The organism is Streptomyces sp. A1277 (genome assembly GCF_004795015.1).
GTDB lineage: Bacteria > Actinomycetota > Actinomycetes > Streptomycetales > Streptomycetaceae > Streptomyces.
Genome location: NZ_SSBI01000034.1, coordinates 1 through 25,272, shown reverse-complemented (window position 1 = coordinate 25,272; position 25,272 = coordinate 1). Strand labels below are relative to the sequence as shown.

Annotated in this window: 18 protein-coding genes and 4 pseudogenes; 9 read left to right on the top strand and 13 right to left on the bottom strand. The window is 71.1% G+C overall.

Going from position 1 to position 25,272, the window contains the following annotated elements; translation table 11 throughout:
• Nucleotides 1-9: 9 nt before the first annotated feature.
• On the top strand, nucleotides 10-1,014 hold the full coding sequence (locus E6R18_RS21915) for a TauD/TfdA family dioxygenase (RefSeq protein WP_136318604.1): 1,005 nt from the start codon (nucleotides 10-12) through the stop codon (nucleotides 1,012-1,014).
• A 90-nt stretch (nucleotides 1,015-1,104) separates the two neighbouring features.
• Nucleotides 1,105-2,304 carry a LeuA family protein gene (locus tag E6R18_RS21910; RefSeq protein ID WP_136318603.1) on the top strand — a complete coding sequence of 400 codons (1,200 nt, stop codon included), beginning with the start codon at nucleotides 1,105-1,107 and terminating at the stop codon, nucleotides 2,302-2,304.
• A gap of 52 nt (nucleotides 2,305-2,356) precedes the next feature.
• Here E6R18_RS21910 and E6R18_RS21905 read toward each other — a convergent pair whose 3' ends face one another.
• Both E6R18_RS21905 and E6R18_RS21900 read right to left on the bottom strand, forming a co-directional pair.
• Nucleotides 2,357-3,001 (bottom strand): response regulator transcription factor, encoded by a 645-nt coding sequence (locus E6R18_RS21905; protein ID WP_136318602.1) that lies wholly within the window; start codon nucleotides 2,999-3,001, stop codon nucleotides 2,357-2,359.
• On the bottom strand, nucleotides 2,998-3,204 hold the full coding sequence (locus tag E6R18_RS21900) for an MbtH family protein (protein ID WP_136318601.1): 207 nt from the start codon (nucleotides 3,202-3,204) through the stop codon (nucleotides 2,998-3,000). Before E6R18_RS21900 ends, E6R18_RS21905 begins: the two co-directional genes overlap by 4 nt.
• A gap of 451 nt (nucleotides 3,205-3,655) precedes the next feature.
• On the opposite strand from E6R18_RS21900, the gene E6R18_RS21895 reads away from it, so the two are divergent.
• Together E6R18_RS21895 and E6R18_RS21890 are read left to right on the top strand one after the other, a co-directional pair.
• A complete protein-coding gene (locus E6R18_RS21895; protein ID WP_136318600.1) occupies nucleotides 3,656-4,339 on the top strand; it encodes an alpha/beta hydrolase in 684 nt (227 codons plus the stop codon).
• 106 nt (nucleotides 4,340-4,445) lie between these two features.
• Nucleotides 4,446-4,784: pseudogene (locus tag E6R18_RS21890) on the top strand (DNA-binding protein); the annotation flags it as partial.
• Here the strand turns inward: E6R18_RS21890 and E6R18_RS21885 are convergent.
• The 4 genes and pseudogenes from E6R18_RS21885 to E6R18_RS21870 form a co-directional block, all read right to left on the bottom strand.
• A pseudogene (locus E6R18_RS21885) lies at nucleotides 4,785-4,925 on the bottom strand (LLM class flavin-dependent oxidoreductase); the annotation flags it as partial.
• 70 nt (nucleotides 4,926-4,995) lie between these two features.
• On the bottom strand, nucleotides 4,996-6,228 hold the full coding sequence (locus tag E6R18_RS21880; protein WP_136318599.1) for an SWIM zinc finger family protein: 1,233 nt from the start codon (nucleotides 6,226-6,228) through the stop codon (nucleotides 4,996-4,998).
• Entirely contained in the window at nucleotides 6,225-9,044 is a 2,820-nt protein-coding gene (locus E6R18_RS21875; protein WP_240799819.1) for a DEAD/DEAH box helicase, read from the bottom strand. Before E6R18_RS21875 ends, E6R18_RS21880 begins: the two co-directional genes overlap by 4 nt.
• 332 nt (nucleotides 9,045-9,376) lie before the next feature.
• A pseudogene (locus E6R18_RS21870) lies at nucleotides 9,377-9,592 on the bottom strand (LLM class flavin-dependent oxidoreductase); the annotation flags it as partial.
• A 110-nt stretch (nucleotides 9,593-9,702) separates the two neighbouring features.
• On the opposite strand from E6R18_RS21870, the gene E6R18_RS21865 reads away from it, so the two are divergent.
• Nucleotides 9,703-10,017 (top strand): hypothetical protein, encoded by a 315-nt coding sequence (locus E6R18_RS21865; protein WP_240799815.1) that lies wholly within the window; start codon nucleotides 9,703-9,705, stop codon nucleotides 10,015-10,017.
• Nucleotides 10,018-10,140: 123 nt separating this feature from the next.
• Here E6R18_RS21865 and E6R18_RS34970 read toward each other — a convergent pair.
• Both E6R18_RS34970 and E6R18_RS21855 read right to left on the bottom strand, forming a co-directional pair.
• Nucleotides 10,141-10,263, bottom strand: a pseudogene (locus E6R18_RS34970) (LLM class flavin-dependent oxidoreductase); the annotation flags it as partial.
• A 9-nt stretch (nucleotides 10,264-10,272) separates the two neighbouring features.
• On the bottom strand, nucleotides 10,273-11,145 hold the full coding sequence (locus E6R18_RS21855) for a DUF72 domain-containing protein (protein ID WP_136318597.1): 873 nt from the start codon (nucleotides 11,143-11,145) through the stop codon (nucleotides 10,273-10,275).
• 196 nt (nucleotides 11,146-11,341) lie between these two features.
• On the opposite strand from E6R18_RS21855, the gene E6R18_RS21850 reads away from it, so the two are divergent.
• Nucleotides 11,342-12,208: a Cof-type HAD-IIB family hydrolase gene (locus E6R18_RS21850; RefSeq protein ID WP_136318596.1), complete on the top strand. Its 867-nt coding sequence runs from the start codon at nucleotides 11,342-11,344 to the stop codon at nucleotides 12,206-12,208.
• Nucleotides 12,209-12,270: 62 nt separating this feature from the next.
• On the opposite strand, the gene E6R18_RS21845 is transcribed toward E6R18_RS21850, so the two are convergent.
• The 5 genes from E6R18_RS21845 to hisC form a co-directional block, all read right to left on the bottom strand.
• On the bottom strand, nucleotides 12,271-14,028 hold the full coding sequence (locus tag E6R18_RS21845) for a GAF domain-containing protein (protein WP_136318595.1): 1,758 nt from the start codon (nucleotides 14,026-14,028) through the stop codon (nucleotides 12,271-12,273).
• Nucleotides 14,029-14,088: 60 nt separating this feature from the next.
• Nucleotides 14,089-17,613 (bottom strand): thiol reductant ABC exporter subunit CydD, encoded by a 3,525-nt coding sequence (gene cydD, locus E6R18_RS21840; RefSeq protein WP_136318594.1) that lies wholly within the window; start codon nucleotides 17,611-17,613, stop codon nucleotides 14,089-14,091.
• 45 nt (nucleotides 17,614-17,658) lie between these two features.
• Complete coding sequence (gene cydB / locus E6R18_RS21835) at nucleotides 17,659-18,660, bottom strand: cytochrome d ubiquinol oxidase subunit II (protein ID WP_136318593.1); 1,002 nt, start codon at nucleotides 18,658-18,660, stop codon at nucleotides 17,659-17,661.
• A gap of 18 nt (nucleotides 18,661-18,678) precedes the next feature.
• Nucleotides 18,679-20,187: a cytochrome ubiquinol oxidase subunit I gene (locus tag E6R18_RS21830; RefSeq protein ID WP_136318592.1), complete on the bottom strand. Its 1,509-nt coding sequence runs from the start codon at nucleotides 20,185-20,187 to the stop codon at nucleotides 18,679-18,681.
• A 240-nt stretch (nucleotides 20,188-20,427) separates the two neighbouring features.
• Nucleotides 20,428-21,507, bottom strand: a complete 1,080-nt coding sequence (gene hisC / locus E6R18_RS21825; protein WP_136318591.1) for a histidinol-phosphate transaminase — start codon at nucleotides 21,505-21,507, stop codon at nucleotides 20,428-20,430.
• Nucleotides 21,508-21,878: 371 nt separating this feature from the next.
• Between hisC and E6R18_RS21820 the strand changes: the two genes are divergently transcribed.
• The 3 genes from E6R18_RS21820 (at nucleotide 21,879) to E6R18_RS21810 (ending at nucleotide 25,213) form a co-directional block, all read left to right on the top strand.
• The gene (locus E6R18_RS21820; protein ID WP_136318590.1) at nucleotides 21,879-22,991 is read left to right on the top strand and encodes a LacI family DNA-binding transcriptional regulator; all 1,113 of its coding nucleotides are present in this window, start codon (nucleotides 21,879-21,881) and stop codon (nucleotides 22,989-22,991) included.
• A 173-nt stretch (nucleotides 22,992-23,164) separates the two neighbouring features.
• Nucleotides 23,165-24,223 (top strand): metallophosphoesterase, encoded by a 1,059-nt coding sequence (locus E6R18_RS21815; RefSeq protein ID WP_136318589.1) that lies wholly within the window; start codon nucleotides 23,165-23,167, stop codon nucleotides 24,221-24,223.
• A 180-nt stretch (nucleotides 24,224-24,403) separates the two neighbouring features.
• Nucleotides 24,404-25,213 (top strand): hypothetical protein, encoded by an 810-nt coding sequence (locus tag E6R18_RS21810; protein ID WP_136318588.1) that lies wholly within the window; start codon nucleotides 24,404-24,406, stop codon nucleotides 25,211-25,213.
• Nucleotides 25,214-25,272 lie beyond the last annotated feature (59 nt).

Sequence of the window (25,272 nt, the reverse complement as noted above, 5' to 3'; positions counted from 1 at the left end):
CCGATCGGCATGCACCTCACCCACGAACTGACCGAAGCAGAACGGCGCTCCCTGCACTCCGTCCTCACGACGGTCCGGGGCAATCCCTACCAGGACTACCCCGCCTTCGCCCAGGCGGTGGCGGACCTCATCGCCTCCGGCTCCGTGCCGTCCTTCCTCACCGAGGTGTGCGACCGCATCCAGGCCGACCGTCGCGCCGGCGTCGACGTCCACGTCCTGCGCAACTGCCCGCTGGACGACGAGGTTCCGCTGCTGGGCAACGCGGACCCGCTCGCTGACAAGTACGCGCGCAAGACCACCTTCGTCGCCGAAGCCCTGCACACGCTGTTCTCACAGCTCACCGGCGCTCCCCTGCTGGCGTACGCGACCCGCTTCAACGGGGACTTCTTCACCGACGTCATCGCGCACGACCAGTACGCCGGTCAGCAGACCGGCTTCACCGAGGGCGAGCTGGTCTTCCACAACGACCGCACCGCGCACCGGGTGCGGGCGGACTTCATCACCCTGCTCGGCATGCGCTGCCCGGAGGGCGACCTCGTCTACACCGGCTTCGTGTCGGGGCGCGAGCTGCTGACCCGGCTCACGGACGCCGAGCAGAAGGTGCTGCGCGAGCCGTACTTCGTCACCCCCTTCGACGTCGTCTCCAAGGACGCGAACCAGGGCCTGACCCAGTCCGGGCACCACCCGATCCTGGAGAACGCGTACAGCTTCCGGTACCTGGACACCCACACCACGGTCGCCGCCGACAGCCCGGACGAGGCGAAGGACGCGCTGATCGCCCTGAAGAACTCGCTAGCCCGCGCCGAGCGCACCCGGCACCGCATCCGCACCGGCGACCTGTTCACCTTCGCCAACCAGGACGGCCTGCACAACCGGGAGCGCATCGAGGTCCACGACCACGACCGGGCCCGCGAGCGCTGGCTGCTGAAGACGTACGCCTTCCGCGATGAGGCGAGGGCGGAACGATTCGCCGACGAGTGGGTGGGCGCGGTGCCAGGCCGGGTCGGCGACTGAGCGGGCGGCCGGAGCGACCACTGACTCGGAGCGACCACTGACTCGGACCGACCACTGACTCGGACCGACCACTGACTGAGGGAGGGACCCATGACAGCGCCGACACAGAACCGGCGGATCGCCGTAGTCGACACCACGCTGCGGGACGGGGAGCAGGCGCCCGGTAACGCGATGCAGCCGGACGACAAGGTGGAGATGGCCCGACGCATCGAGGAGCTCGGCGTCGACGTGGTGGAGGCCGCATTCCCCGCGTCCTCGCCCCGCGACTTCGAGGCGACTCGGCTGATCGCCCAGGAACTCAAGCGGGCCCGGCTGGCGACGTTCTCCCGGACGATGCGCAGCGACATCGAGACCGCCGTGGAGGCAGCCGGCACCGACAACCACGAGGTGCAGCTCGTGGCCACCGGCAGCGACATCCATCTGACCCACAAACGGGGCATCACCCGCCAGCAGTCCATCGACGAGATCACCGACAGCGTGGCCTTCGCCCGGTCGCTGGGGGTGAGCCACGTGTCGGTGGGCATCGAGGACGCCAGCCGGGGCGCGGACGACCTGGTGCACGCACTGTGCGACAGCGCCGTCCAGGCGGGCGCGGACTGCGTGATCCTGGCCGACACCACGGGCTGTGCCGTGCCCGAGGAGTACGGCGCGCTGATCGCCAAGGTCCGGTCCTGGGTGCCGCCCTCCGTACGGATCTCGACGCACTGCCACAACGACTTCGGCCTGTCGCTGGCGAACGCGCTCGCGGCGCTGCGGGCGGGCGCCGACGAGGTCCAGGTGACGCTGGGCGGCATCGGTGAGCGGGGCGGCAACACCCCGCTGGAGGAACTGGCCGCCGTCCTCGCGTACAAGACCGAGGAGTACGGGATGAGCACCGGCGTCGACCTGTCGCTCATGTACGACGCGTATGAGACGCTGCGCCGGATCATCCACCTCGACGAGCCCCGCAACAAGCCGATCTTCGGCACGTACGTGTTCGGCACTACGGCGGGCATCCACCAGAAGGGGATGCTGAGCAATCCGACCACGTACGAGTTCGTAGAGCCGTCCCGGTTCGGCCGCAGCCGCTCGCTGCTCATCGGGCGGCACTCCGGCCGCGGCATACTGCGCCACATGCTGGAGCAGATAGGGGCCGATGTGGACGAGGAGCGGTTCGACCAGCTCTACCGCACGCACATCAGCGAACGCGAGGGCGTCGACTGCGAGGACCTGTCACTGGTCCAGGAGCGGCTGGCCCGCGAGCTGGCTGGCCACCGCGAACTGCCGGCCGGGCAGCCCGCGACGGTGTGAGATCGGGGTCCGTCGGCGGCCCCGGGGCCGCCGACGGACCAGGTTGCGGAGGCTACTGCCTCTTCAGCATCAGTACGGCTTCCAGCCTGCTGCGCGCCCGCAGTTTGGTGAGGGCGTGCGAGACGTGGCTCTTGATGGTCGCGCCGGACACTCCGCAGGCCGCCGCCACCTCGGACGTGGACAGTCCCTCGCCAAGCAGGCTCAGGATCTCCCGTTCGCGCAGGGTGAGGCGGGATATCACCAGATCGTCGGCGCCGCCGTCGCGGGCGTGGCGCGGTGCGTAGATCTCCAGGAGGCGGGGCGACAGGACGCGGTTGCCCGCCGCCACCGCGCGCACCCCGCTGACGACCCCCTCAAGCCTGGCGTCCTTCACCAGGCAGCCCGAGGCCCCCGCCGCCAGGACGTTGTCGAGGACCCTGCGGTTCCAGTCCAGGCCCACCACGACGGACTTGATCTTGCGGGCGGCGAGATCCCGCAGCGTGCTGAGCAGGACGTCACCGTGGCTGAGGCCGAGCACGACGACCTCGACCCGGCCCAGGGGCCATTCCGAGAGCGGTCGGCGGCTGTCGATGCCCGCCACGAGGTGGAGTCGGTCATCGCTGCGCAGCGCGACCTGCACGACGTCGCGGGAGATGGGGTCGTCGTCTGCCAGCAGAGTTCGGACCCGCTGAACGGGACGGGCAAGCAGCGCGGTCATGCGGTCGTGGTGGCCAGGCCGGCAGGGCGGAGGTCCGTCCCTCTTTCTGTCACGTAATCCAGGCACGCTTGGCGCGAGGACTCCTTAAGAACGAGGCGCCACCCGGCGGGCACCTCCATGGCCGCCGGCCACAGCGAGTGGTATGCCTCCTCATTCTGCAGTACGACAAAACGTCCTTCGTGGAATTCGAAGGGATTACTCATCGCAGATGCTCCGATCGTGAACACGGCGAAATAGACGCCACAACGGGATGGAGTCCTGGCGTCAAGTAGGGGATCGCGTGGGGTGCGCCTGACCGCCCCGGGGGACCACAGAGACGTGGATAAGTGGCCGAAAAGAGCTGTGCTGTGGCGTGTGTTCCGCGCACGCACAGCAGCCCCCTCGAACACTTATACCCACAGGTCTCCTTCACCGTAACGCCAGTTCCTTTTCCGATCCACCGGTTACCGAATTGTCGCGGAAGTGATCGGCTGTGGCTGGCCCCCACCCTTTTGAGCTGCACGGGAGTAGCTCCGGGGCTGCGAGCCGTACGTGCGCGGGAGTGCGGCACCGCCCGCGAGGCGGCGGGCGCGGGCTGTCCGGGGGCTGTTCGCGGGCCGGACACGCGCGGGCTCGGGGGCGGGCGACCGGCGGCACGTCGGTTAGGTTGCGTGCATGGTTGATCATCGCTCGGTCGACGTCTCCGGGGTCCGCCTCGCCTACCAGGTCTCCGGCCCGCGGGACGCCCCGCCGCTCGTCCTGCTCCATGCCATGGGCGAGACCGCCGGGGACTGGGACGAGGTGGCCCCCGCGCTCGCCACGGGTCGCCAGGTCCACGCCCTCGACCTCCGCGGGCACGGTCGCAGCGACTGGCCGGGTACGTACTCGCTGACGCTGATGCGCGACGACGTGCTGGGCTTCCTGGACGCGTTGGGCCTGGACCGGGTGGACCTGGTCGGGCACTCGATGGGCGGTGCCATCGCCTACCTGGTGGCCCAGGCGGACGGCAGCCGGGTGGACCGGCTCGTCCTGGAGGACGTCCCCGCGCCGCTGCCCCGGAAGCCGTCGGCCGCGGTCCGTCCGGACAGGGAGCTGTCCTTCGACTGGGACCTGGTGCCCGCCGTACGACGACAGATCGACACCCCCGAACCGGAATGGCTGGAACGCCTTGGCGCCATCACCGCCCCCACCCTTGCGCTGGCGGGCGGCGGCAGCAGCCCCGTCCCCCAGGCGGGCATCGCCGAACTGGTTCGCCGGGTGCCCCGGGGACGGATGGTCACCATCGAGACCGGGCATCTGATCCACCGCACGGAACCCGAGCGATTCGTGGCGGAGGTGCGGGAGTTCCTGGGGAGCTGACACGACGGCGCACACAACCGCTGTCGGCGTACTGCTTGTTCATGCGCCCGTGGTCCGACCCGGCCTGCGCCGCCCACCGCGGTGCGTCGGCTCGGGCGGACGCCACATGAGCGGCACCCTCGTTCTCGACAGCGAGGCCCTCTCCGAGCTCTCCCGTCGCCACCGTGACATGACCGTATGGCTGGACGTCGCCCGCAGGCTGCACCTGCTCGTCGTGACGAGCGCTGCCGCGCTGGTCGAGGCACGCGACCCGGAGGTGCCGCAGGCGGCGTTCGACCATGCCGTTTCCCTGGCCAAGGTGCGCCCCGTCACGGAGGAGATCGCACGTGCGGCAAGCAGACTGCTCGCCGCAGAAAGCCTGCACGGTCACAAGTACGCCATCGATGCGATGCTCGCGGCCACGGCTCATATGGAGCACGGCGACGTCACCGTGATCACGAGCGACGTCGCGGAAGCTGCGCCAGGACAGGTGGTCGTACGTGTACGCGGCGTGGAGGCCCAGATCCTCGGCCCGCTGCCATTTCGCGCGGCCGCCTTCGTGCCAGCGGTCGACGGGGAGGACCACGGTGCTCAGACGCAGACTCATGTCCACGAGCCTGTGTCCGTCGGACCAGCGGCCCCGCCCGTGTGCGGCCGCTTTCGGGCTGTCCGGCCGGTTACCGGGTCCGGCGCCAGACCGCAGTGAGTGCTGCGGTCGGATCGGCCTCGGCCGGTGCCGCGGGCCACCATTCGCCGTCGTCATCCAGGAGGTAGGGGTACCAGCGGGTGTCGGTGCCCAGGCGGAGCTGGATGCCGTGGCCGGTGAGCGTGAGCCGGTTGCGCCAGCCCCTGAGGGGAGCGTGCGTGGTGGTCATCTCGGCGAGGGCCGCGTTCAGGGCGGTGCGGGCTGCGGTCATCACCACCGGGTCGGGGGTGTGGGGCTGTTCGGCGACGGTCATGCCATGGGAGCCGCCGAACCGCCAGGCACGGGTGAGACGGGCGAACGCGGCCGGCTTGGTACCGGTGTTCCGGATCAGGTGATGGAACCACTCGGGTCCGGGGCTGCTCGCCGCGATCCGTACCGCGTCCTGGTGCTGGGTCAGGTACAGGCTGGCGGTCTCGCCCGTGAGAAGGCGCTCGGCGCGTGCGGCGGCGTCGGCCATGAGGCGCTCCAGGTCCGTGGCGGCCAGGCCGGTCCCGGGCGGCGGGGCGACGGGCAGCGCGGAGGCGTGGGCAGCAGGGGCCGGGGGCCGGGGCAGTTCGGATGCGCGTTCGGTCCAGCGGGCGTATGCGGCGGCCGCCGGAATGCCGGTCGGGGCCGGTGAGGTGGCGGCCTCCTGAGCTGTCGTACGGCGTGCCCGCAACTGAGCGAGGATTTCGTCGCGATCGCGACCCCGCAGCGCGAAGATCACGAAGGGGTCGGCGTCGATGCCGGCGGCTATGGCGTAGCAGAGCGCGGCAGCATGCTTGCAGGGGTGGCCCCAGTCGGGGCAGGAGCACTCGGGATCGAGCTCGGTGGCCTCGGGCAGCAGTGGCACGTCTGACTGGCGGGCATCGTCGACGAGTTCGGCCGGCATTTCGCCGTCGAGGAGCGCGGCGACATGCCCGGCGCGGGCCGCGATCGTGTCCAGCAGGGTGTCCCACTGGGCGTCGGTGAGGACGGGCAGATGGACCGCTGAGCGGTACGGGCGCGGCTCACTGCCCTGGACAGCGGCCTTGATCCGGCCTGGGGCGACGTTGATCGAGCCGACCATTCCCTTGCGGGCGTAGGTGCGTCCGCGCGACAGCCGTCCGGCGTCCAGGGTGGAGTCCTCCAGGGACGTCACCCATGCCTGGCCCCACCAGGTCGCGGCGAAGGCTCGCTTGCCGCGGGCGGGTGCGCGGCGCGGTCCGGGGAGCGAAGGACTCATGGCCGGCTCCCCAGGGCGACGAGTTCGGCGAGGTCGGCATCGGAGAGTTCGGTCAGGGCGGCCTCGCCTGCGCCGATGACGGCATCGGCGAGCGCGCGCTTGGATTCCAGTAGCTTCGCCACCTTGTCCTCCACGGTCCCCTCCGCGAGAAGCTTGTGCACCTGGACGGGTTTGTCTTGGCCGATGCGGTATGCGCGATCGGTTGCCTGGTCCTCGACAGCCGGGTTCCACCACCGGTCGTAGTGCACGACGTGGGTGGCACGGGTGAGGTTGAGTCCGGTGCCCGCAGCCTTCAAAGACAGCAGGAACACCGGCACTTCACCCCGCTGGAAGCGTTCCACCATGTCCTCGCGCCGGGAGACGGGCGTGCCACCGTGCAGGAAGAGGGTGGGGACACCACGTTCGGCGAGGTGCTTCTCCAGGAGGGTCGCCATCTGCTTGTACTGGGTGAAGACCAGCACCGACTCGCCCTCGGCGGTGATGGTGTCGATCAGCTCGTCAAGCAGGTCCAGCTTGCCGGAGCGGCCACGTACCGGCGTGGACTGACGCAAGTACTGGGCGGGGTGGTTGCAGATCTGCTTCAGGGCGGTGAGCAGCTTCAGCACCAGCCCGCGCCGGGCGATCCCATCCGCTTCCGCGATCTTCGCCATGGTTTCGCGGACCGCCGCCTCGTACAGGCCGGCCTGCTCGGCCGTCAGCGGCACGACGCGGTCGGTCTCGGTCTTGGGCGGCAATTCGGGCGCGATGCCCGGGTCGGACTTCTTGCGGCGCAGCAGGAAGGGACGTACGAGACGGGACAGTCGCTCGGCGGCCTCGGGGTCCTCGCCCGTCTCGACCGGGCGGGCGTACCGGTCGCGGAAGGCGGTGAGCGGGCCGAGGAGTCCAGGTGTGGTCCAGTCCAGGAGCGCCCACAGCTCGGAGAGGTTGTTCTCCACGGGCGTGCCCGTGAGAGCGACGCGGGCGCCGGCGGGCAGGGCCCGCAGTGCGCGGGCGGTGACGGCGTAGGGATTCTTGACGTGCTGGGCCTCATCCGCGGTGACCAGCGACCAGGCGGTCTCGGCGAGCACTTCACGGTCGCGCCTCAGCACCCCGTAGGTGACCAGGACGATCTCGTCGTCGGCCAGGTCCGTGAGGTGGCGGTCGCCGCCGTGGTAGCGGCGTACGGGTGTGGCCGGCGCGAACCTTGCCGCCTCCCGCTGCCAGTTGCCGAGCAAGGAGGTGGGGCAGACGACGAGGGTGGGGCCTGCGGTGGCCGGGTCGGTCTGACGGTGCAGGTGGAGGGCGAGGAGGGTAATGGTCTTGCCCAGGCCCATGTCGTCGGCGAGACAGCCGCCGAGGCCGAGCTCGCACATCTCGGCCAGCCAGGCGAGGCCGCGCTTCTGGTAGTCGCGCAACGTGGCCTTGAGTGCGGCGGGCTGCGGAGCGGGAGCGGAGGATTCGGGATTGCGGATACGGGCGACGAGGGCGCCGAGCGCACCGATCGCTGTACAGGGGACCGACTGGCCGCCCTTGTCCACCTCACCGGTCAGTGCGGCGCTCAGCGCCTCCATGGGAGTGAGCGGTTCCATCCGGCGGCGCCTGGCTCGGGCGACCAGCTTCGGGTCGGCGACCACCCACTGGTCGCGCAACCGGATGAGGGGGCGGCGCACCTCGGCGAGGGCGTCCATCTCGGCCTCGGTGAGCGGATCGTCGCCCAGCGCGAGCCTCCAGCGGAAGTCGAGGAGAGCATCCGCCCCCAGGAAACCGCCCGCGCTGGAACCGGGTGCGGTGCGTTGTCCGATCTCCGCGGTGGCGCTAAGCGCCTTGACCAGCTCGCGCGGCCAGTGCACGTCGATACCCGCCGCGCGCAGAGCGTCGGTGGCGTCCCCCAGCAGGTCGACGGCTTCGTCATCGACAAGACGGAGCTGATCGGGAGCGGCTTCCTTGAGGAGCCGCTGCAGCGGGGGCCAGACACGGGCGCCGCGGCGCAGTGCGAGCAGCGTCTCGGTCTCGGCGCGCGGGCCGAGCAGCCGTTCCGATTCGGCCGGTGCGCTCCACACCCGTGCGGCCTCGACGACAAGCGCCGGATCCGCCGCGGTGTGCACCTGCACGACGGCCCGGAACTGCTGACGCCGCCCCTCCGGTACGTCGACGCGCAGCGAGACACGAACCTCTGCGGTGAACGCGGCGGCGGTCTCCTCGGCCCACTCACGCAAGGCGGGCATCGCACGCGCCTCGCGCCAGGCATACGGCAGCGCCCCCATGGCGAGCGAAGCAGCCGGGCTGCGGACCAGATCGTCGGCCACCGAGTCACAGAACCGGCGTACCAGAGCGCCTGGTTCGGTGATGCGCAACGGGGCCGGGCCGGCCTCGGGCAGACAGTGGGCGTGGGGCGGGAAAGCGGCGGCCAGGCCATCGAGCGCCTGCCGCTGAGCGGCGGTGAAGGGGCCCACCTGCCAGGTGTCGTAACCGGCCGGGGTGAGAGCGGGGTGGAGTCGGCCGTCGGCAAGCAGCCGTAGCGCGAAACGGGCGGCGGCCTGCCACGCGGCCCCGGAGGGATGTGCCGGTACGGCTCCGGCCAGAGCGGAAACGGCGACGGCGGGAGGGAGCGCATAAACCTCCACCCTGCGTCGCCGGACCGAGCGGCCGTGCGGCAGGACCAGCTCCACCGCATCGGTCTCGACACCGGTGGGCATCGCGCCGTTCCAGGCAGCCGACCCGGCGGTCTTCCACAACAGCAACCGCCCGAGCCGGGCGGGCTCACCGGGCAGGAACACCGCTGCCCAGCCCCTGTCGAGCAGCTCCCTCGCGAAGGCACCCGCTTCCGGCGTGGCCAGCGGCGACGCCCTCCGTGCGCCCGTACCCGTCTCTCGCACGATGGCCCGTGCCACGCTCGACCCCCTCACTGTTGCCCGAGGGCCCGCTGCGCGGCCCGCCCTCCAACGACCTGGTACACCTGCGCACTTCACCAACTGTTGCCACCGAAGACAAGTTCGGGTCTTGGCTTCACCAGGGAGCGGACCTTGTGGTTCAGGGCCGCTGCCCCTGAACCACAGGACTGCGGCGCGGCCATCAGCGGCTTTCGCCGCCGTAGGCGGGCCCCACGTGGCACCGCCGGACATCGTGAGCCGCCCCTGACTCAGGCCGTGATAGGTGAAAAAGGCTTGCCCGAGGTGACGAGCGTGCCCAAACGAATGGTCGACGTCACGCCCGCGGCCGCCGTCAGCGTGGGGATCGCCCCGAACCACGGCCCGTCCCGGAACGACCGCCACGACAGGTGGTCGTAGGTGTAGGCCGCGTGGAAGCCGAGTTCCTCGGCCCCCTTCCGCACCTCCCGGCCTTCGGCCCAGCGGTGGATCGGCAGAATCACAGTGCTCAGACGCATGGGGACGATTTTACGAGCACCGGACCGCACACCAGCAGCGAAGCACAACCGTGCCAGCGGTCTCGTGAAGACGGACGACCGGGCGCGCACAGGCTCGCCAACCTGGCAGCGTGGAAAAGAGGAGCGGCGCCGAACTGGACGTGCTGATCGAAGAGGCGACCGTCGACACGTACGACGAGGTCGAGGCCGTCAACGGATTCCTGGCGGTCATCGATGAACACCTGGACGTTCCGTTCACCACGACTGTCCTGGGTGCCGAGGTGAACGTGGTCGAGATCCGCCTCACGAACGACTCCCGCATGGTCGCCCGTTGCGTTCGAAATGGGCTCCGGCAGGACATCGGCTCGGCGGAACCGTCCCTGCCGCAACCGCCCCCGGCGGGAGCGCACTGGGTCGATGCGTACCGGCGCTGGTCCGGTTGCTGATGAAGAGGAATCGGACGAGAGCCGAAGCGCGTCGGAGCACGACATGAACCCCGTCACAGATCTCGCACGGGTCCTACGCCGTAGTGCCGAACTGAAGGAAGACCTCGTAGCGTTCGGGGAGGGCCGCCAGGACGGGTGGTCGTAGGTGCAGGCGGCGTGGAAGCCCAGCTCCTCGGCGCGCCGCCAGCGCTCGGGGCCCCCCGCGTGCCAGCGGTGGACCGGCACAATCACAGCGCTCAGTCGCATGAGGCGACCCTACGAGAGGCCGAGCAGGTGCCGCATGGCCTGGGCGGCGCGGACGGCGGCGTCGCCGCAGCAGTTGTTGAACAGCACGTGGACCTCCCGGGCCCGCTCGGCCATCGCGCGGACGCGCGGTACCCACTCGGCGAGCTCCGCGGGTGTGTACGCGTGGCGGAACCTCTCCTCCTTGGTGCCGGTCCCCCAGGCGCTGTTGCGGCCGTGGAGGCGTACCAGGGCGAGCTCCGGGGTGGTGACCCGTACGACGGGCGGTACGGACATCGGCAGCGTCTGCACCATGTCCACGGCCACGGCGGCCGTGTCCAGCTCTGTGAGCAGGGCGGCCGTGGCATCGGCCTGTTCCCCGCGCCACCAGCCGGGATGCCGGAATTCCACGGCCATCGGCCATCCGGTGGCCCGGTCACGGCACCGGCGCAGGAACTCCACCGCCGCCCTCCCCGGAACGAGCCGGGCAGGGAACTGGAAGACCACCGTCCCCAGGCGGCCGGAGGCCCGCAGCGGTTCGAGGGCCGCGCTGTAGCGGTCCCACACCTCGTCGAGCAGTCCCGGATCGACGCCTCCTCGCCCCCGCTGCCCCACGAGGGCCGGGCGCAGGTCGGCCGGCAACGCCTCGGGGCGCGTCGGATGACCGGTGAGCAGGGAGAACGCCTTCACATCGAACCGGAACCCGTCCGGGGTGCGGTCGGCCCACAGAAGGCTGTTGCGGGTGCTGGGCAGCCCGTAGTACGTGGAGTCCACCTCGGCCACCGGGAACTGCTCGGCGTAGTGGCGCAGCCTGCCCTCCGCGTCGCGCCGGCCCTTCGGATACCAGCCGCTGGCGACCAGTGCCTTGTCCGTCCACGAGCAGGTGCCGACCCGGATCCGTCCCATTCCGTCCGACTGCCCCGCACGCGGCGCCGGATTCGTCCGGGGCGTGCGCAGGGCCCGCCTCGGCTCTGCGGTGGCGCACAGGCCGCCGGGGAGATCTTGTCATATGCCAGAGGGATTTTCGCCAGGTCAGGGGCGCGCACACTCAAATGTGCGCCCCTGCGCACGCCCGTGCACCCTCGTACGCGAGAATGGACAGGTGACCTCAGCTATCGAACAGTCCGCTCCTGTCGCTCCCCGGCTGATCGCCACGGATCTGGACGGCACCCTCCTGCGCGACGACAAGACCGTCTCGGACCGTACGGTCCGGGCGCTCGCCGCTGCCGAGGAGGCCGGGGTCGAGGTCTTCTTCGTCACCGGCCGGCCCGCTCGCTGGATGGACGTCGTCAGCGACCACGTCCACGGTCACGGGCTGGCCATCTGCGCCAACGGCGCCGCCGTCGCCGACCTGCACGCGGGCGGCCGCCTGCTGAAGATCCGGGCCCTGGAGCGCGAGGCGGCCCTCGACGTCGTGCACACCCTGCGTGCCGCCGCGCCCGGCACGTCCTTCGCCGTCGAGCTGGCCACCGGCATCCACTACGAGCCCGGCTACCCGCCCTTCCACCTCGACCCCGGTGCCACCGTCGCCGTCGCCGAGAAGCTGCTCCAGGAAGAGACGCCGGGTGGCGGCGCCCCCGTGCTGAAGCTCCTCGCCCAGCACGGCGAGCTCGCCCCGGACGAGTTCCTCACGCTGGCCCGGGCCGCCGCCGGGGAACGGGCGTCCTTCACCCGGTCCAGCCCCACCGCGCTCATCGAGGTCAGCGGTCCCGGCGTCTCCAAGGCCAGCACGCTGGAGCTGTGCTGTGCCGAGCGCGGTATCTCGGCCTCCGAGGTCGTCGCCTTCGGTGACATGCCGAACGACGTGGAGATGCTGAGCTGGGCGGGCTCCTCGTACGCGATGGGCAACGCCCACCCGGCCGCCCTGGCCGCCGCCTCCGGCCGTACCGTCACGAACAACGAGGACGGGGTGGCCGTCGTCATCGAGCGCATCCTCGCCGAACGCGCGCGCAGCCTCGCGGGGCGCTGATACGGCGCGTGCCGCCGGGCCACCGAGACGGCGGCCCACGGCCCGGCCCCGTGGCGCCCCGTTCACAGCGGGGCCTGCCACACCACCGTCGTACCGCCGCCGCCCTCCCCGATGCCGGGTCCGAACCAGCTCGCCCCGCCCAGCGACTCGGCCCGGCGGGCCAGGTTCCGCAGGCCGCTGCGGCGGCCGCCCTCCGGCATGCCCACCCCGTCGTCCGCGACCGAGAGCCGCACCGCGTCCCGCCCGTCGTCCAGGGTGGCCGTCGCGTCGACGACCACCTCGATGCGCGCCGCCCCGGCGTGCCGGAAGGCGTTGGACAGCGCCTCCCTGAGCGCGGCGATCAGGTTCTTGCCCGTCAGCTCACCGACCAGCGAGTCGATCGCCCCCAGGAAGCGGTGGGACGGTTTGAAGCCGAGCGGCACGGCCGCCATGTTGATCTCGCGCAGGACCCGGGTGCGCAGCCCGGACGGCGCCTCGGCCGGCTCCTGCTGGAGCGCGAAGATGGCGGTGCGGATCTCCTGGATGGTCACGTCCAGCTCGTCCACCGCCCGGCCGACGCCGGTCTGCACCTCCGGCACGTCCGAGCGCCGCTGAGCGCTCTCCAGCATCATCCCGGTCGCGAACAGCCGCTGAATGACGAGGTCGTGCAGGTCCCGGGCGATCCGGTCGCGGTCCTCGTACACCGCCAGCCGTTCCCGGTCGCGCTGCGCCTCGGCCATCATCAGGGCCAGCGCGGCCTGCGAGGCGAACTGGGTGGCGAGCGTGCGCTCCGTCTCGGTGAACGGCCGGCCGCCCCTGGCCCGGGGGGTGGCGAGCGCGCCCAGCACCCGGCCCCCGCTGTGCAGGGGGAGCAGCATGTTCGGGCCGAACCGGTCCGACAGCCTGGTGATCATGCGGGCGTCGGCGGCCGAGTCGTCCACAAAGACCGCCTCGCCGCCCAGGAGCATCCCGACCACCGGACTCTGCGCCGGAATGATCACCCCGAGGGAGTCGGTCGGGTCCTCCGCCGAGACGGCGACGATCTCCAGGCCGCCGTCCTCGGCGGGCAGCAGCACGATGCCGGCGGCGGAGCCCGCGAGGCGGCGGGCCTGCTCGGCGACGACCGTGAGCGCGTCGTCGGCGTCCCCGCCGGAGAGCAGGGCGGTCGTCACGGCGACCGAACCGTCGATCCACCGCTCGCGCTGCCGGGCCGCTTCGTAGAGCCGGGCGTTGCCGATGGCGATCCCGGCCTCGGTGGCCAGCACCCGCACCAGGTGCAGGTCGTAGTCGCTGAACTCGCCGCCGCCGTCCTTCTCGGCCAGGTACAGGTTGCCGAAGATCTCGCCCTGGACCCTGATCGGAACGCCGAGGAAGGTGCGCATCAGGGGGTGGCCGGCGGGAAATCCGGCGAACCTCGGATCGGTGGTCAGGTCGGCGAGCCGCAGCGGGCGCGGGTCGTGGATGAGGGCGCCGAGCAGCCCCCGGTGGCCGTCCGGGCGACGGCCGATCTCGTGCGCCACCGGCTCCGGTGCCCCGTAGGTGACGAAGTCGGAGAGTCCCTTGCCCTCCTGGTCCACGACTCCGATCGCGGCGTAGCGGGCGTGGGCCAGCTCGGCCGCCGTCTCGCAGATCCGGTCGAGCGTGGAGTGCAGTTCGAGGCCGGTGCCCACGGAACGCATGGCTTCCAGCAGGCGCGGCACTCGGGCGGTGAGTTCAGTGGACAGGCCCCGCAGGCCGCGGGTCACCTCCGTCGTTTCCGCCGCCTCCGCCGCAGCCGCTTCCGTCACGTCGTCGGGTGAGTCCTTCGGGGGCTCTGCGTGGTTCCGGTCCTGCTCTGACATACCCAGAGCGTAATTAGTCCTATTTGTAGGGGAAAGTCGGAATCTTGGTTCGCGGCTCGCTCAGAACCGCGCGCCCACGACTGCGCCCTGCTCCCGCACGCTTTCCCGTTCCCGCGTCAGCATCCGGCGCAGCGGCCCGTCCACCGACGCGAGTACGTCGTACGGTCCGCGCTGCACGATCGCGCCCGCGTCCAGGACCACCACCTCGTCCACGGCTTCGAGACCGGCGAGCCGGTGCGTGATCAGGACGGTCGTACGCCCCTCGGTCGCCGCCAGCAGATCGGCGGTCAGGGCGTCGGCGGTGGGCAGGTCGAGGTGCTCGGCGGGCTCGTCCAGCACCAGGACGGGGAAGTCGGCGAGCAGGGCACGGGCCAGGGCGAGCCGCTGGCGCTGGCCGCCGGAGAGGCGGGCGCCGTGTTCGCCGACGAGGGTGTCCAGCCCGTCCGGCAGCGCCTCGGCCCAGTCGAGCAGACGGGCCCGTGCGAGGGCGTCGCGCAGTTCCGGCTCGCTCGCGGCGGGGCGGGCGAGCCGCAGGTTCTCCCGGAGCGAGCTGTCGAAGATGTGGGCGTCCTGGGCGCACAGTCCGACGAACCGCCGGACGGTGTCCCCCTCCAGCGCGGACGCCTCCACCCCCCCGATCCGGTAGGTCCCGGCCCGCGCGTCCAGGAAGCGGAGCAGGACCTGGGCGAGCGTGGTCTTGCCGGACCCCGAGGGGCCCACGACGGCGATGCGGCGGCCCGCCTCCAGCGTGAGGTCCACGGGGCCGAGCGCGTCGTGCCCGGCTCCCGCGTACCGGGCGGAGAGCCCGCGCACTTCCAGCGGGAAGGGGGTCTTCGGCGTCGCGGCCGGGGCATCGGGCTCCCGCACGGGCACCGGGGCGTCCAGCACCTCGTACACGCGCTCCGCGCTCCGCTTGACGCGTTGCCGGTACTGGGCGGCGAGCGGCAGCCCGGTCACGGCCTCGAAGGCGGCCAGCGGGGTGAGGACGACGACGGCGAGTTCCACACCGGCGAGCCGTCCGTCCGCCACGGCGGGCAGGGAGACGAGCGCCGCGGCCACGACGGTGAGGCCGGCGATCAGGGCGGTGAGGCCGCCGCCGAGCGCGGTCGCGGTCGCGGCACGGGACGCGATCCGGGTGAGGACGGCGTCGGCCGCGCGGGTCCTGGCCGAGCGTCCCGGGAGGGCGCCCGCGACGGTCAGCTCGGCCGTCCCGCCCAGCAGATCGGTGATCCGGGTGGCCAGGTCGGCGCGCGCGGGGGCCAGGCGCCGTTCCGCGCGGCGGGCGCAGGCACCGCTGACGAGCGGCACCCCGATCCCGGCCAGCAGCAGGCCCGCGGCCAGCACCAGGCCCGCCTGGGGGAGCAGCCGGCCGGTGAACCCGACGGTCGCGGCGCCCACGAGGGCGGCGGTCCCGGCGGGCAGCAGCCATCGCAGCCAGTAGTCCTGGAGCGCGTCCACGTCCGCGACCAGCCGCGAGAGCAGGTCCCCGCGCCGGGTCCTGCGCAGGCCGCCCGGCGCGATGCGCTCCAGGCTGCGGTACACGGCGACGCGCAGATCGGCGAGCATCCTCAGCACCGCGTCGTGCGAGACGAGGCGTTCGGCGTAGCGGAAGACCGCCCGCCCGATGCCGAAGGCGCGGGTCGCCGTCACCGCGACCATCAGATAGAGGACCGGCGGCTGCTCGGAGGCCCGGGAGATCAGCCAGCCGGAGACCGCCATGAGCCCGACGGCCGAGCCGAGGGCCAGGCTTCCCAGGAGCAGGGCGAGCATCAGGCGGCCGCGCTGTGCACCCGCTGCCTCCCGGACCCGGGTGAGCACGTGCCCGCGCCGGTCGGTGGTCGCGCGCAGTGTCTCGGGCTCGTGCACCGGTTCGGCGGGCGGCCGGGTGTCGTCGGGCGCGTTCGCCGGGCGGGGTACGGCGACGGATGCCTCCGGGGCCGGCGCCCCGGGTGCCGGGGCCGTCAGGGTCACCACCCGGTCCGCGACCGCCAGCAGGGCCGGCCGGTGCACCACCAGCAGGACGGTGCGGCCGGCGGCGAGCCTCCGTACCGCCTCGACGATGCCCGCCTCCGTCTCGCCGTCCAGGCTCGCGGTCGGCTCGTCCAGCAGCAGCACCGGGCGGTCGGCGAGGAAGGCGCGGGCGAGCGCGAGGCGCTGACGCTGCCCGGCCGAGAGCCCGGCCCCGTCCTCACCGAGAAGGGTGCGGTCGCCGTCCGGAAGCTTCTGCACGAAGTCGTACGCCCCCGCGTCGCGCAGAGCGGACGTCACCGCGCTGTCGTCGGCGGCGGGCCGGGCGAGCCGCACGTTCTCCGCGATGGTGCCCGCGAAGAGGTGCGGGCGCTGCGGCACCCAGGCGATGTGCTCGCGCCAGTGGGTGAGGGAGATGTCCGCCAGATCGGTGCCTCCGACCCGCACCCGGCCCTCGTCGGGGGCCGTGAATCCGAGCACCGCGTTCAGCAGGGTGGACTTGCCGATCCCGCTCGGGCCGACCAGGGCGACCGTCTCCCCCTCCTCCACCACCAGCGAGGTCGTGGCGAGCGAGGGCTCAGCGCGCCCCTCGTGCCGGACGGTCACCCCTTCCAGCTCCAGCCGCAGCGAACCGGGGACCTCCTGCGTACCACTCGCGCGGGGCTCGGTCTCCAGGACGGCGAAGATCTCCTCGGCTGCCGAGAGCCCCTCGGCGGCGGCGTGGAACTGCGCCCCGACCTGGCGGATCGGCAGATATGCCTCGGGCGCGAGGATGAGGACCAGCAGACCGGTGTAGAGGTCGAGCTCGCCGTGCACCAGCCGCATGCCGATGGTGACGGCGACGAGGGCCACCGAGAGCGTCGCGAGGAGTTCCAGGGCGAAGGACGACAGGAAGGCGATGCGCAGGGTGCGCAGGGTGGCCTGTCGGTACTGCGAGGTGATCCTGCGGATGGACTCCGCCTGCGCCTTGGCCCGGCCGAACACCTTCAGCGTCGGCAGCCCGGCCACCACGTCGAGGAAGTGCCCGGAGAGCCCGGAGAGCAGCCGCCACTGGCGGTCCATCCGCGACTGGGTCGCCCAGCCGATGAGGATCATGAAGAGCGGAATGAGCGGCAGGGTGACGACGATGATCGCCGCCGAGACCCAGTCCTCGGTGACGACCCTGGCGAGCACGGCCGTCGGCACCACCACCGCGAGCCCGAGCTGCGGAAGATAGCGCGCGAAGTAGTCGTCGAGCGCGTCGATCCCCCGGGTGGCCAGGGTCACCAGCGAGCCGGTGCGCTGCCCGCTCAGCCACTCCGGGCCCAGCTCCGCCGCCCGGTCGAGCAGCCGCCCGCGCAGCTCGGACTTGACGGCCGCGCCGGCCCGGTGGGCGGCCAGCTCGGTGAGCCAGGAGACCAGGGCCCGGCCGAGCGCGACCGCGCCGAGCAGGAGGAGCGGGGTCCGCAGCCCACCGGCCGTGAGCCCGTCCTGGAAGCCGCCCACCACGATCTCGGCGACGAGCATGGCCTGCGCGATGACCAGCGCCGCCCCGGCCGCGCCGAGAAACACCACGGCCACCATGAACAGGCGGGTGGCACGGGCGTGGCGGAGCAGACGCGGGTCGATCGGTTTCACGTGAAACACCCCATGCGGCTCGGCTCGGTCAGGACACTCACTGCGTCAGTGCGCATCGGCGATGTGCTGTGTGCCGATCCGCTTGCGGAACACCCAGTACGTCCACCCCTGGTAGAGCAGCACCACCGGCGTGGCGATCCCGGCGCACCAGGTCATGATCTTCAGCGTGTACGGGCTGGACGAGGCGTTGCTGACCGTGAGGCTCCAGGCGTCGTCCAGCGAGGACGGCATGACGTTCGGGAAGAGCGTCAGGAACAACATGGCGACGGCGGCGGCGATGGTCACACCGGAGAGCGCGAAGGACCAGCCCTCGCGCCCCGCCGCGATCATCGCGACCGCACCGACCAGCGCCACCGCGGCGACGATCATCGCGATCAGGCTGCTGCCGTCACCGTTGTCGAGCTGGGTCCGGATCAGGAAGGCGAGCGCGAGCACCGCGGCGACGCCACCGAGCTTCAGGGCCAGCTTGCGCGCCCTGGTCCGGATGTCTCCGGCCGTCTTCAGCCCGGCGAACACCGCGCCGTGGAAGGTGAAGAGGGAGAGCGTGACCAGGCCGCCGAGGAGCGCGTACGGGTTGAGCAGGTCCCAGACGTTGCCCACGTACTCCATGTCCGCGTCGATCTTCACGCCGCGCACGATGTTGCCGAAGGCCACGCCCCACAGCACTGCGGGGATCAGCGAGGCCCAGAAGATCGCGTGCTCCCAGTTGGTCTGCCACTTCTCCTCCGGCCGCTTCGCCCGGTACTCGAAGGCGACGCCGCGCACGATCAGGCAGAGCAGGATGATCAGCAGCGGTAGGTAGAAACCGGAGAACAGTGTGGCGTACCACTCGGGGAACGCGGCGAAGGTCGCTCCGCCGGCGCTGAGCAGCCAGACCTCGTTGCCGTCCCAGACGGGCCCGATCGTGTTGATCAGCACCCGCCGTTCCTTGCGGTCCCGGGCCAGCAGCTTGGTGAGGACCCCGATCCCGAAGTCGAATCCCTCCAGGAAGAAGTAGCCGGTCCAGAGGACGGCGATGAGCACGAACCAGACGTCGTGGAGTTCCATCTCTCGGCTCCTGCGCTCTCAGTAGGAGAAGGCCATGGGCCGGTCGGCGTCCTGGTGGTCGCCGCCGATCCGGGTGGGCGGGTTCAGGTCGTCGTCCGTGAGCTCCGGAGGCCCGGCCTTGATGTACTTCAGGAGGAGCCTCACCTCGATCACGGCGAGCACCGCGTAGAGCACGGTGAAGACGATCAGCGAGGTGAGCACCTCACCCTGGGAGACACCGGGGGAGACCGCGTCGCGGGTTTGGAGCACGCCGTAGACCACCCAGGGCTGGCGGCCCATCTCGGTGAAGATCCAGCCCCAGGAGTTGGCGATCAGCGGGAAGAGCAGGGTCCACAGGGCGACGATCCAGTAGCACCGGGCCAGCCGTGGGCTGAGGGCCTTGTTCTTGAAGAGGACCAGGTTCGGAACCTCGTCCTCGCCCGTGCGCATCGCCTCGGGCAGCATGAACTTCTTCCGGGTCAGCCACAGTCCGAGGATGCCGAGGCCGAAGGAGGCCATGCCGAAGCCGATCATCCACCGGAAGCTCCAGAAGGCGACCGGGATGTTGGGCCGGTAGTCGCCGGGCCCGAAGCGCTCCTGCTCCGCCTTGTTGATGTCGTTGATGCCGGGGACGTGCGAGTGGAAGTCGTCGTCGGCGAGGAAGGACAGGACCCCGGGGATCGAGATCTCGACGGAGTTGTGCCCCTTGCTGACGTCTCCGTAGGCGAAGATCGAGAAGGGCGCGCCGTCCTCCCCGTCCCACAGGGCCTCGGCCGCCGCCATCTTCATCGGCTGCTGCTTGAACATCACCTTGCCGAGCTGGTCACCGCTGACGGCGGTGAGGAGGCCGGAGATCACCACGGTGATCAGCCCCAGCCGCAGCGAGGTCCGCATCACGGGGATGTGCTTCTTGCGGGCCAGGTGGAAGGCGGCGATGCCGACCATGAACGCCCCGCCGACCAGGAAGGCGGCGGTGATGGTGTGGAAGAACTGGGCGAGCGCGGTGTTCTGGGTGAGCACGTGCCAGAAGTCGGTGAGCTCGGCGCGTCCGCGTTCCTTGTTGATGCGGTAGCCGACCGGGTGCTGCATCCAGGAGTTGGCCGCCAGGATGAAGTAGGCGGAGAGGACGGTGCCGATGGACACCAGCCATATGCAGGCGAGGTGGATCTTCTTCGGGAGCTTGTCCCAGCCGAAGATCCACAGGCCGATGAAGGTGGACTCGAAGAAGAAGGCGATCAGCGCCTCGAAGGCGAGCGGCGCCCCGAAGATGTCACCGACGAACCGCGAGTAGTCGGACCAGTTCATCCCGAACTGGAACTCCTGGACGATGCCGGTGACGACACCCATGGCGATGTTGATCAGGAAGAGCTTTCCCCAGAACTTGGTCGCCCTGAGGTACTTCTCCTTGTTCGTCCGCACCCAGGCGGTCTGCAGGCCGGCCGTGAGCGCCGCGAGAGAGATCGTCAGAGGAACGAAGAGGAAGTGGTAGACGGTCGTCGTACCGAACTGCCATCGCGCCAGGGTCTCCGGCGCCAGAGCTAGCTCCACGTCGTCTTCTCCTTACGTCATCGCCGTCGCACCGGCGATTTGTCCGTGAAATCCAACGGATCACGGGAGGAAGCAGGACACGCTTGTGAACGCGTTCACATTCACAAGCAATTATGGCGCACACACTTTCGGGCCCTTCGCCCGGGGGGTGCCCCTGTCCGCGCCCGCCCCCTCCCGGCACGCAGAAGGGCCCCGCACCTCGCGAACGAGATACGGGGCCCGGCCTCCGGCAGGCGCCGGCTACAGCTCCTTGCGGTACGACTCCGTCACCTTCAGGAACAGGTCATTCGCCTCGTCCTCGCCGATCGTGACGCGCACGCCCTCGCCCGCGAACGGCCTGACCACCACACCGGCCTTCTCGCAGGCCGCCGCGAAGTCGAGGGTGCGCTCCCCCAGCCGCAGCCAGACGAAGTTCGCCTGGGACTCGGGCACCGTCCAGCCCTGCCCCACGAGCGCCTCATGCACCCGGTCCCGCTCGCACACCAGCGATCCGACCCGGCCGAGCAGCTCGTCCTCGGCGCGCAGCGAGGCCACCGCCGCGTCCTGGGCGAGCTGGCTGACCCCGAACGGCACCGCCGTCTTGCGCAGCGCGGCCGCCACCGGCTCGTGCGCCACGGCGAAGCCGACCCGCAGCCCCGCCAGGCCGTACGCCTTGGAGAACGTGCGGAGCACCGCCACATTGGGCCGGTCCCGGTAGATCTCGATGCCGTCGGGCACCTCGGCGTCGCGGATGAACTCCTTGTACGCCTCGTCCAGCACCACGAGGACGTCGCTCGGCACCCGGTCGAGGAATCGTTCCAGCTCGGCCCGGCGCACCACGGTGCCGGTGGGGTTGTTCGGGTTGCAGACGAAGATCAGGCGCGTGCGGTCGGTGATCGCGTCCGCCATCGCGTCCAGGTCGTGCACCTCACGGTCGGTCAGCGGCACCTTCACCGAGGTCGCGCCGCTGACCTGCGTGATGATCGGGTACGCCTCGAAGGAGCGCCAGGCGTAGATCACCTCGTCGCCCGGGCCCGAGGTCGCCTGGAGCAGCTGCTGCGCCACACCGACCGAACCGGTGCCGGTCGCCAGGTGCGAGAGCGGCACGCCGAAACGGTCGGACAGCTCGTTCATCAGCCCGGTGCAGGCCATGTCCGGATACCGGTTGAAGTGAGCCGCGGCGGCCAGTGCCGTCTCCATCACGCCCGGCAGCGGGGGATACGGGTTCTCGTTGGAGGACAGCTTGAACGCGGCCGGTCCGTCCGCCGACGCCGGTTTGCCCGGCACATAGGCGGGAACGCCGTCCAGTTCGGCGCGCAGCTTGGGGCTCGTCTCGCTCACCGCAGGTCCTCCTCGACCGTCCGTTCACATCAATACTGCTCACCTTATGAGGATTGGGCGCTGCTGCGAACGGGTGGACAGTGGATTCGTCCGGTGGACCCCGGAATGAGGGGGAGCGCGACCGGCCATGGCGTGCGCCGGTGGCTCACTCCGTGGCGCGCGTCCCTCGAAGAGGTGAGTTGAGACCTCTTCGAGACATCGCTCCGCCGCCAGGCCGATCCGGCCGGACGCATGACACATGATGGTATGACCCAGCAACGCCCTTGCTTCACAAGGTATTTGACGTCTAATGACCTTGCAGAAACGTGCCTGTCAATGGGTGCATATGCGACCGGCCCAAGTGTCCTTCCGAGCCCTACTATCGGCTCGCCATGACAGCAGCAGGGAAGCACCAGGTGAGCCGGACGGAGACCCCCCGGCGCGGCGGCAGGCAGGGACGTGCGGGAATCCGCGATGTGGCCGCCGCCGCCGGCGTCTCCATCACGACCGTGTCCGACGCCCTCAACGGCAAGGGCAGGCTCCCGGACGCCACCCGCCGCCATGTCCGCGAGGTGGCCGAGCGCCTGGGCTATCGCCCTTCCGCGGCGGCCCGCACCCTCCGTACCGGCAAGTCGGGTCTGATCGGCCTGACCGTGACCACGTACGGGGATGAACCTTTCACCTTCACCGAATTCGCGTACTTCGCGGAGATGGCGAGAGCGGCCACATCGGCGGCCCTCGCCCGCGGCTACGCCCTCGTCATCCTCCCGGCCACCTCGCGCCACGACGTCTGGTCGAACGTCGCGCTCGACGGCACCGTCGTCATCGACCCCTCCGACCAGGACCCGGTCGTCACCGAGCTGGTCCGCCAGGGACTGCCCGTCGTCTCCGACGGCCGCCCCGCCGGGTCGCTCCCGGTCACCGCCTGGGTGGACAACGACCACCGGGCCGCCGTGCTCGACCTCCTCGACCACCTCGCCGCCGCCGGGGCCCGCCGTATCGGCCTGCTCACCGGCACCACGACCGACACGTACACCCGGCTGTCCACCAGCGCCTACCTCCACTGGTGCGAGCGCGTGGGGCAGGACCCGGTGTACGAGTCCTACCCGGCACACGATCCGTGCGCGGGGGCCGTGGCAGCCGACCGGCTGCTGGCCCGCCCGGACCGCCCCGACGCCGTCTACGGGCTCTTCGACCCCAACGGCACGGACCTGCTGGCGGCCGCCCGCCGCTACGGGCTGCGCGTCCCCGAGGACCTGCTGCTCGTCTGCTGCAGCGAATCCACGGTCTACGCCACGACCGAGCCGCCCATCACGACGCTCTCGCTGAAGCCGCGCAGAATCGGCACGGCGGTCGTCCAGCTGCTCATCGACGCCATCGAGGGCGTCGACCAGGACGGTCCGGTGGAGCGGGTGATACCGACTGAGCTCATCGTCCGGACGTCCTCGCAACGCCGCCCGCCCCGCACCACGGTCAGTGCGCCGCGCGCCCCGGCAGGGGATTGATCAGCCCAATTGGGACCAATCGACCGATGAACCTGGCATGCGGAAGGATTCACCACCCCTGGTGCGTCACAGAGCACGATCCGCATTCCTATGATGGGCGCACGACACCGCGGACCAACCCGACCAGCAGGGCCCGTCAGGTGTACGGCGGCGCGACGGTGGTGGAGGGGTCGATGACACAGGGGGCCGGTCAGGAACCCGTGGTGCGGACGGCGACGTTGCGCGACTTCCGCGTACCGCCCTATGCGCAGTCGCCTGCGCCGCCGGCCTCACCGCACCCGGGGAACGCATTCCCGGAAGGCGAGACGCCGGAGGGGTACACGCCGACGGAACGCGACCTTCCCGTCATCAGCCTCGACGAACCCCCCCAGGTGCAGGCCGTGCCCGAACCGCGCCCCGTCAAGGAGCCGGGCCTCGGCCCGCTGTACGTGGTGGGCGACGTCCACGGCTATCTGGACGAGCTCCTCGCCGCCCTCGCCGAGCAGGGCCTGATCGACGCCGAGGGCCACTGGTCCGCGGGCAACGCGCGGCTCTGGTTCCTCGGTGACTTCACCGACCGGGGCCCCGACGGCATCGGCGTCATCGACCTCGTCATGCGGCTCTCCGCCGAGGCGGCGGCCGCGGGCGGCTACTGCAAGGCCCTCATGGGCAACCACGAGCTGCTGCTCATCGGCGCCAAGCGGTTCGCCGACACCCCGGTGAACTCCGGCGCGGGCACCGCCACCTTCCAGGCCGCCTGGCTGCTCAACGGCGGCCAGAAGACGGACATGGAGCGCCTCCAGGACGTCCACCTCCAGTGGATGTCCCGGCTCGACGCGGTCGTCGAGGAGGACGGCCACCTGCTGATGCACTCCGACACGACGGCATACCTCGACTACGGCTCCACCATCGAGGACGTCAACGACACGGTGCACGCCATTCTCACGCGCAACGACGCCGACGAGTGCTGGGACCTGTTCCGCAAGCTGACCAAGCGTTTCGCCTTCCGCGACGAGTCGGGCCCGCAGGCCGTCCAGGAGCTGATGGCGGCCTACGGCGGCCGGCGCGTCGTCCATGGCCACAGCCCCATTCCGTATCTGACCGGCGAGGTCGGCTCGGAGGACGGCGAGGGTGGGGCGGGCCCGCAGGTCGACGGCCCCCATGTGTACGCGGACGGGCTCGCCATCGCCATGGACGGCGGGGTGACCATGGCCGGAAAGCTACTGGTCGTCCAACTGCCCCTGCATGACTGACGCTCCCCGGGGAAGACGACTCCCGACCTGACCACGCCGAGCACCGGGCCATTTTCGAAAACCCTCTGTCACCCCGTGCCGTGAGCGCTCTACCATCGGCGTACCAGTAGCAGGCTCTCCTCCGTTTCCGCCCAACTGCCCGGCCAGAGCGGGCACACAGGCCCGACGGAGCATCGGGGGATGCACATGAACAGCGCTCCGCACCTGCTGACCGAGGACCGGCCCGAGTACGAACGGCTCCTCGACGACGCACTGCGTCACGCTCATGAACGACCGGAGCTGGCCGCCATCGGCGAACGCCTCAACGCGGGCCAGCTGCGCACCATGGCGCTGGCGGCCGTCGCCCTGATCACCGCCACGGCCGCCACCGAGTACGAGCACTACGTGAAGACCCGCGACGAGGCCCGTGCCGACCGGGACGCGGCCCCCGGCACCGCGCCGGACGACCTCGGCGGGGCGAGCGCCGGCATAGGTGCCGTCGTCACCGTCCTCGCGCCCATGCTGGCGGGCACCGCGGCGCTCATCTTCCTGCTGGTCGGCTACCTCCTGAAGATGCTGGAACCACCACCGGCGTTCGCCACCACCATGGTCGGCGCCGGCTGGTTCTTCGCAGCCGTCACCGCGGCCGCCATCTTCGTCGCGGCCGTCGGCCTCCTCCTCACCGCGCTGCGCAACGGCTCGACCTCCCTGACGGCCGAGGAGCCCGGCGATGGCCTGCCCGATGAGGTGGCCCGGGCCAAGGAAGCCTGGCGGCAGGCCCTGCTGGAGCGGGGCATCCTGCCCTTCCTGCGCGACGCGCTCGCCGAGCCGGCGGCCGGCCCCGCCGCCCCGGCCCCGTACCGTCCGGCCGGCCGTCTACCGAAGATCGGCTACAGCAGGCCGGACTTCGCGGGCCCGGACGGCGGCCCGGCCGCGGCGCCCCGCCCGACGTTCAGCAGCCCGGACTTCACGAGCCCCGATTTCGGCGGCCCGGAGCACGAGCTGGACTGACCGGGAGCGGGGGCCGGAGCCGTACGGGACCCCCGCGCCGGGTCAGTCGGCCAGCGGCA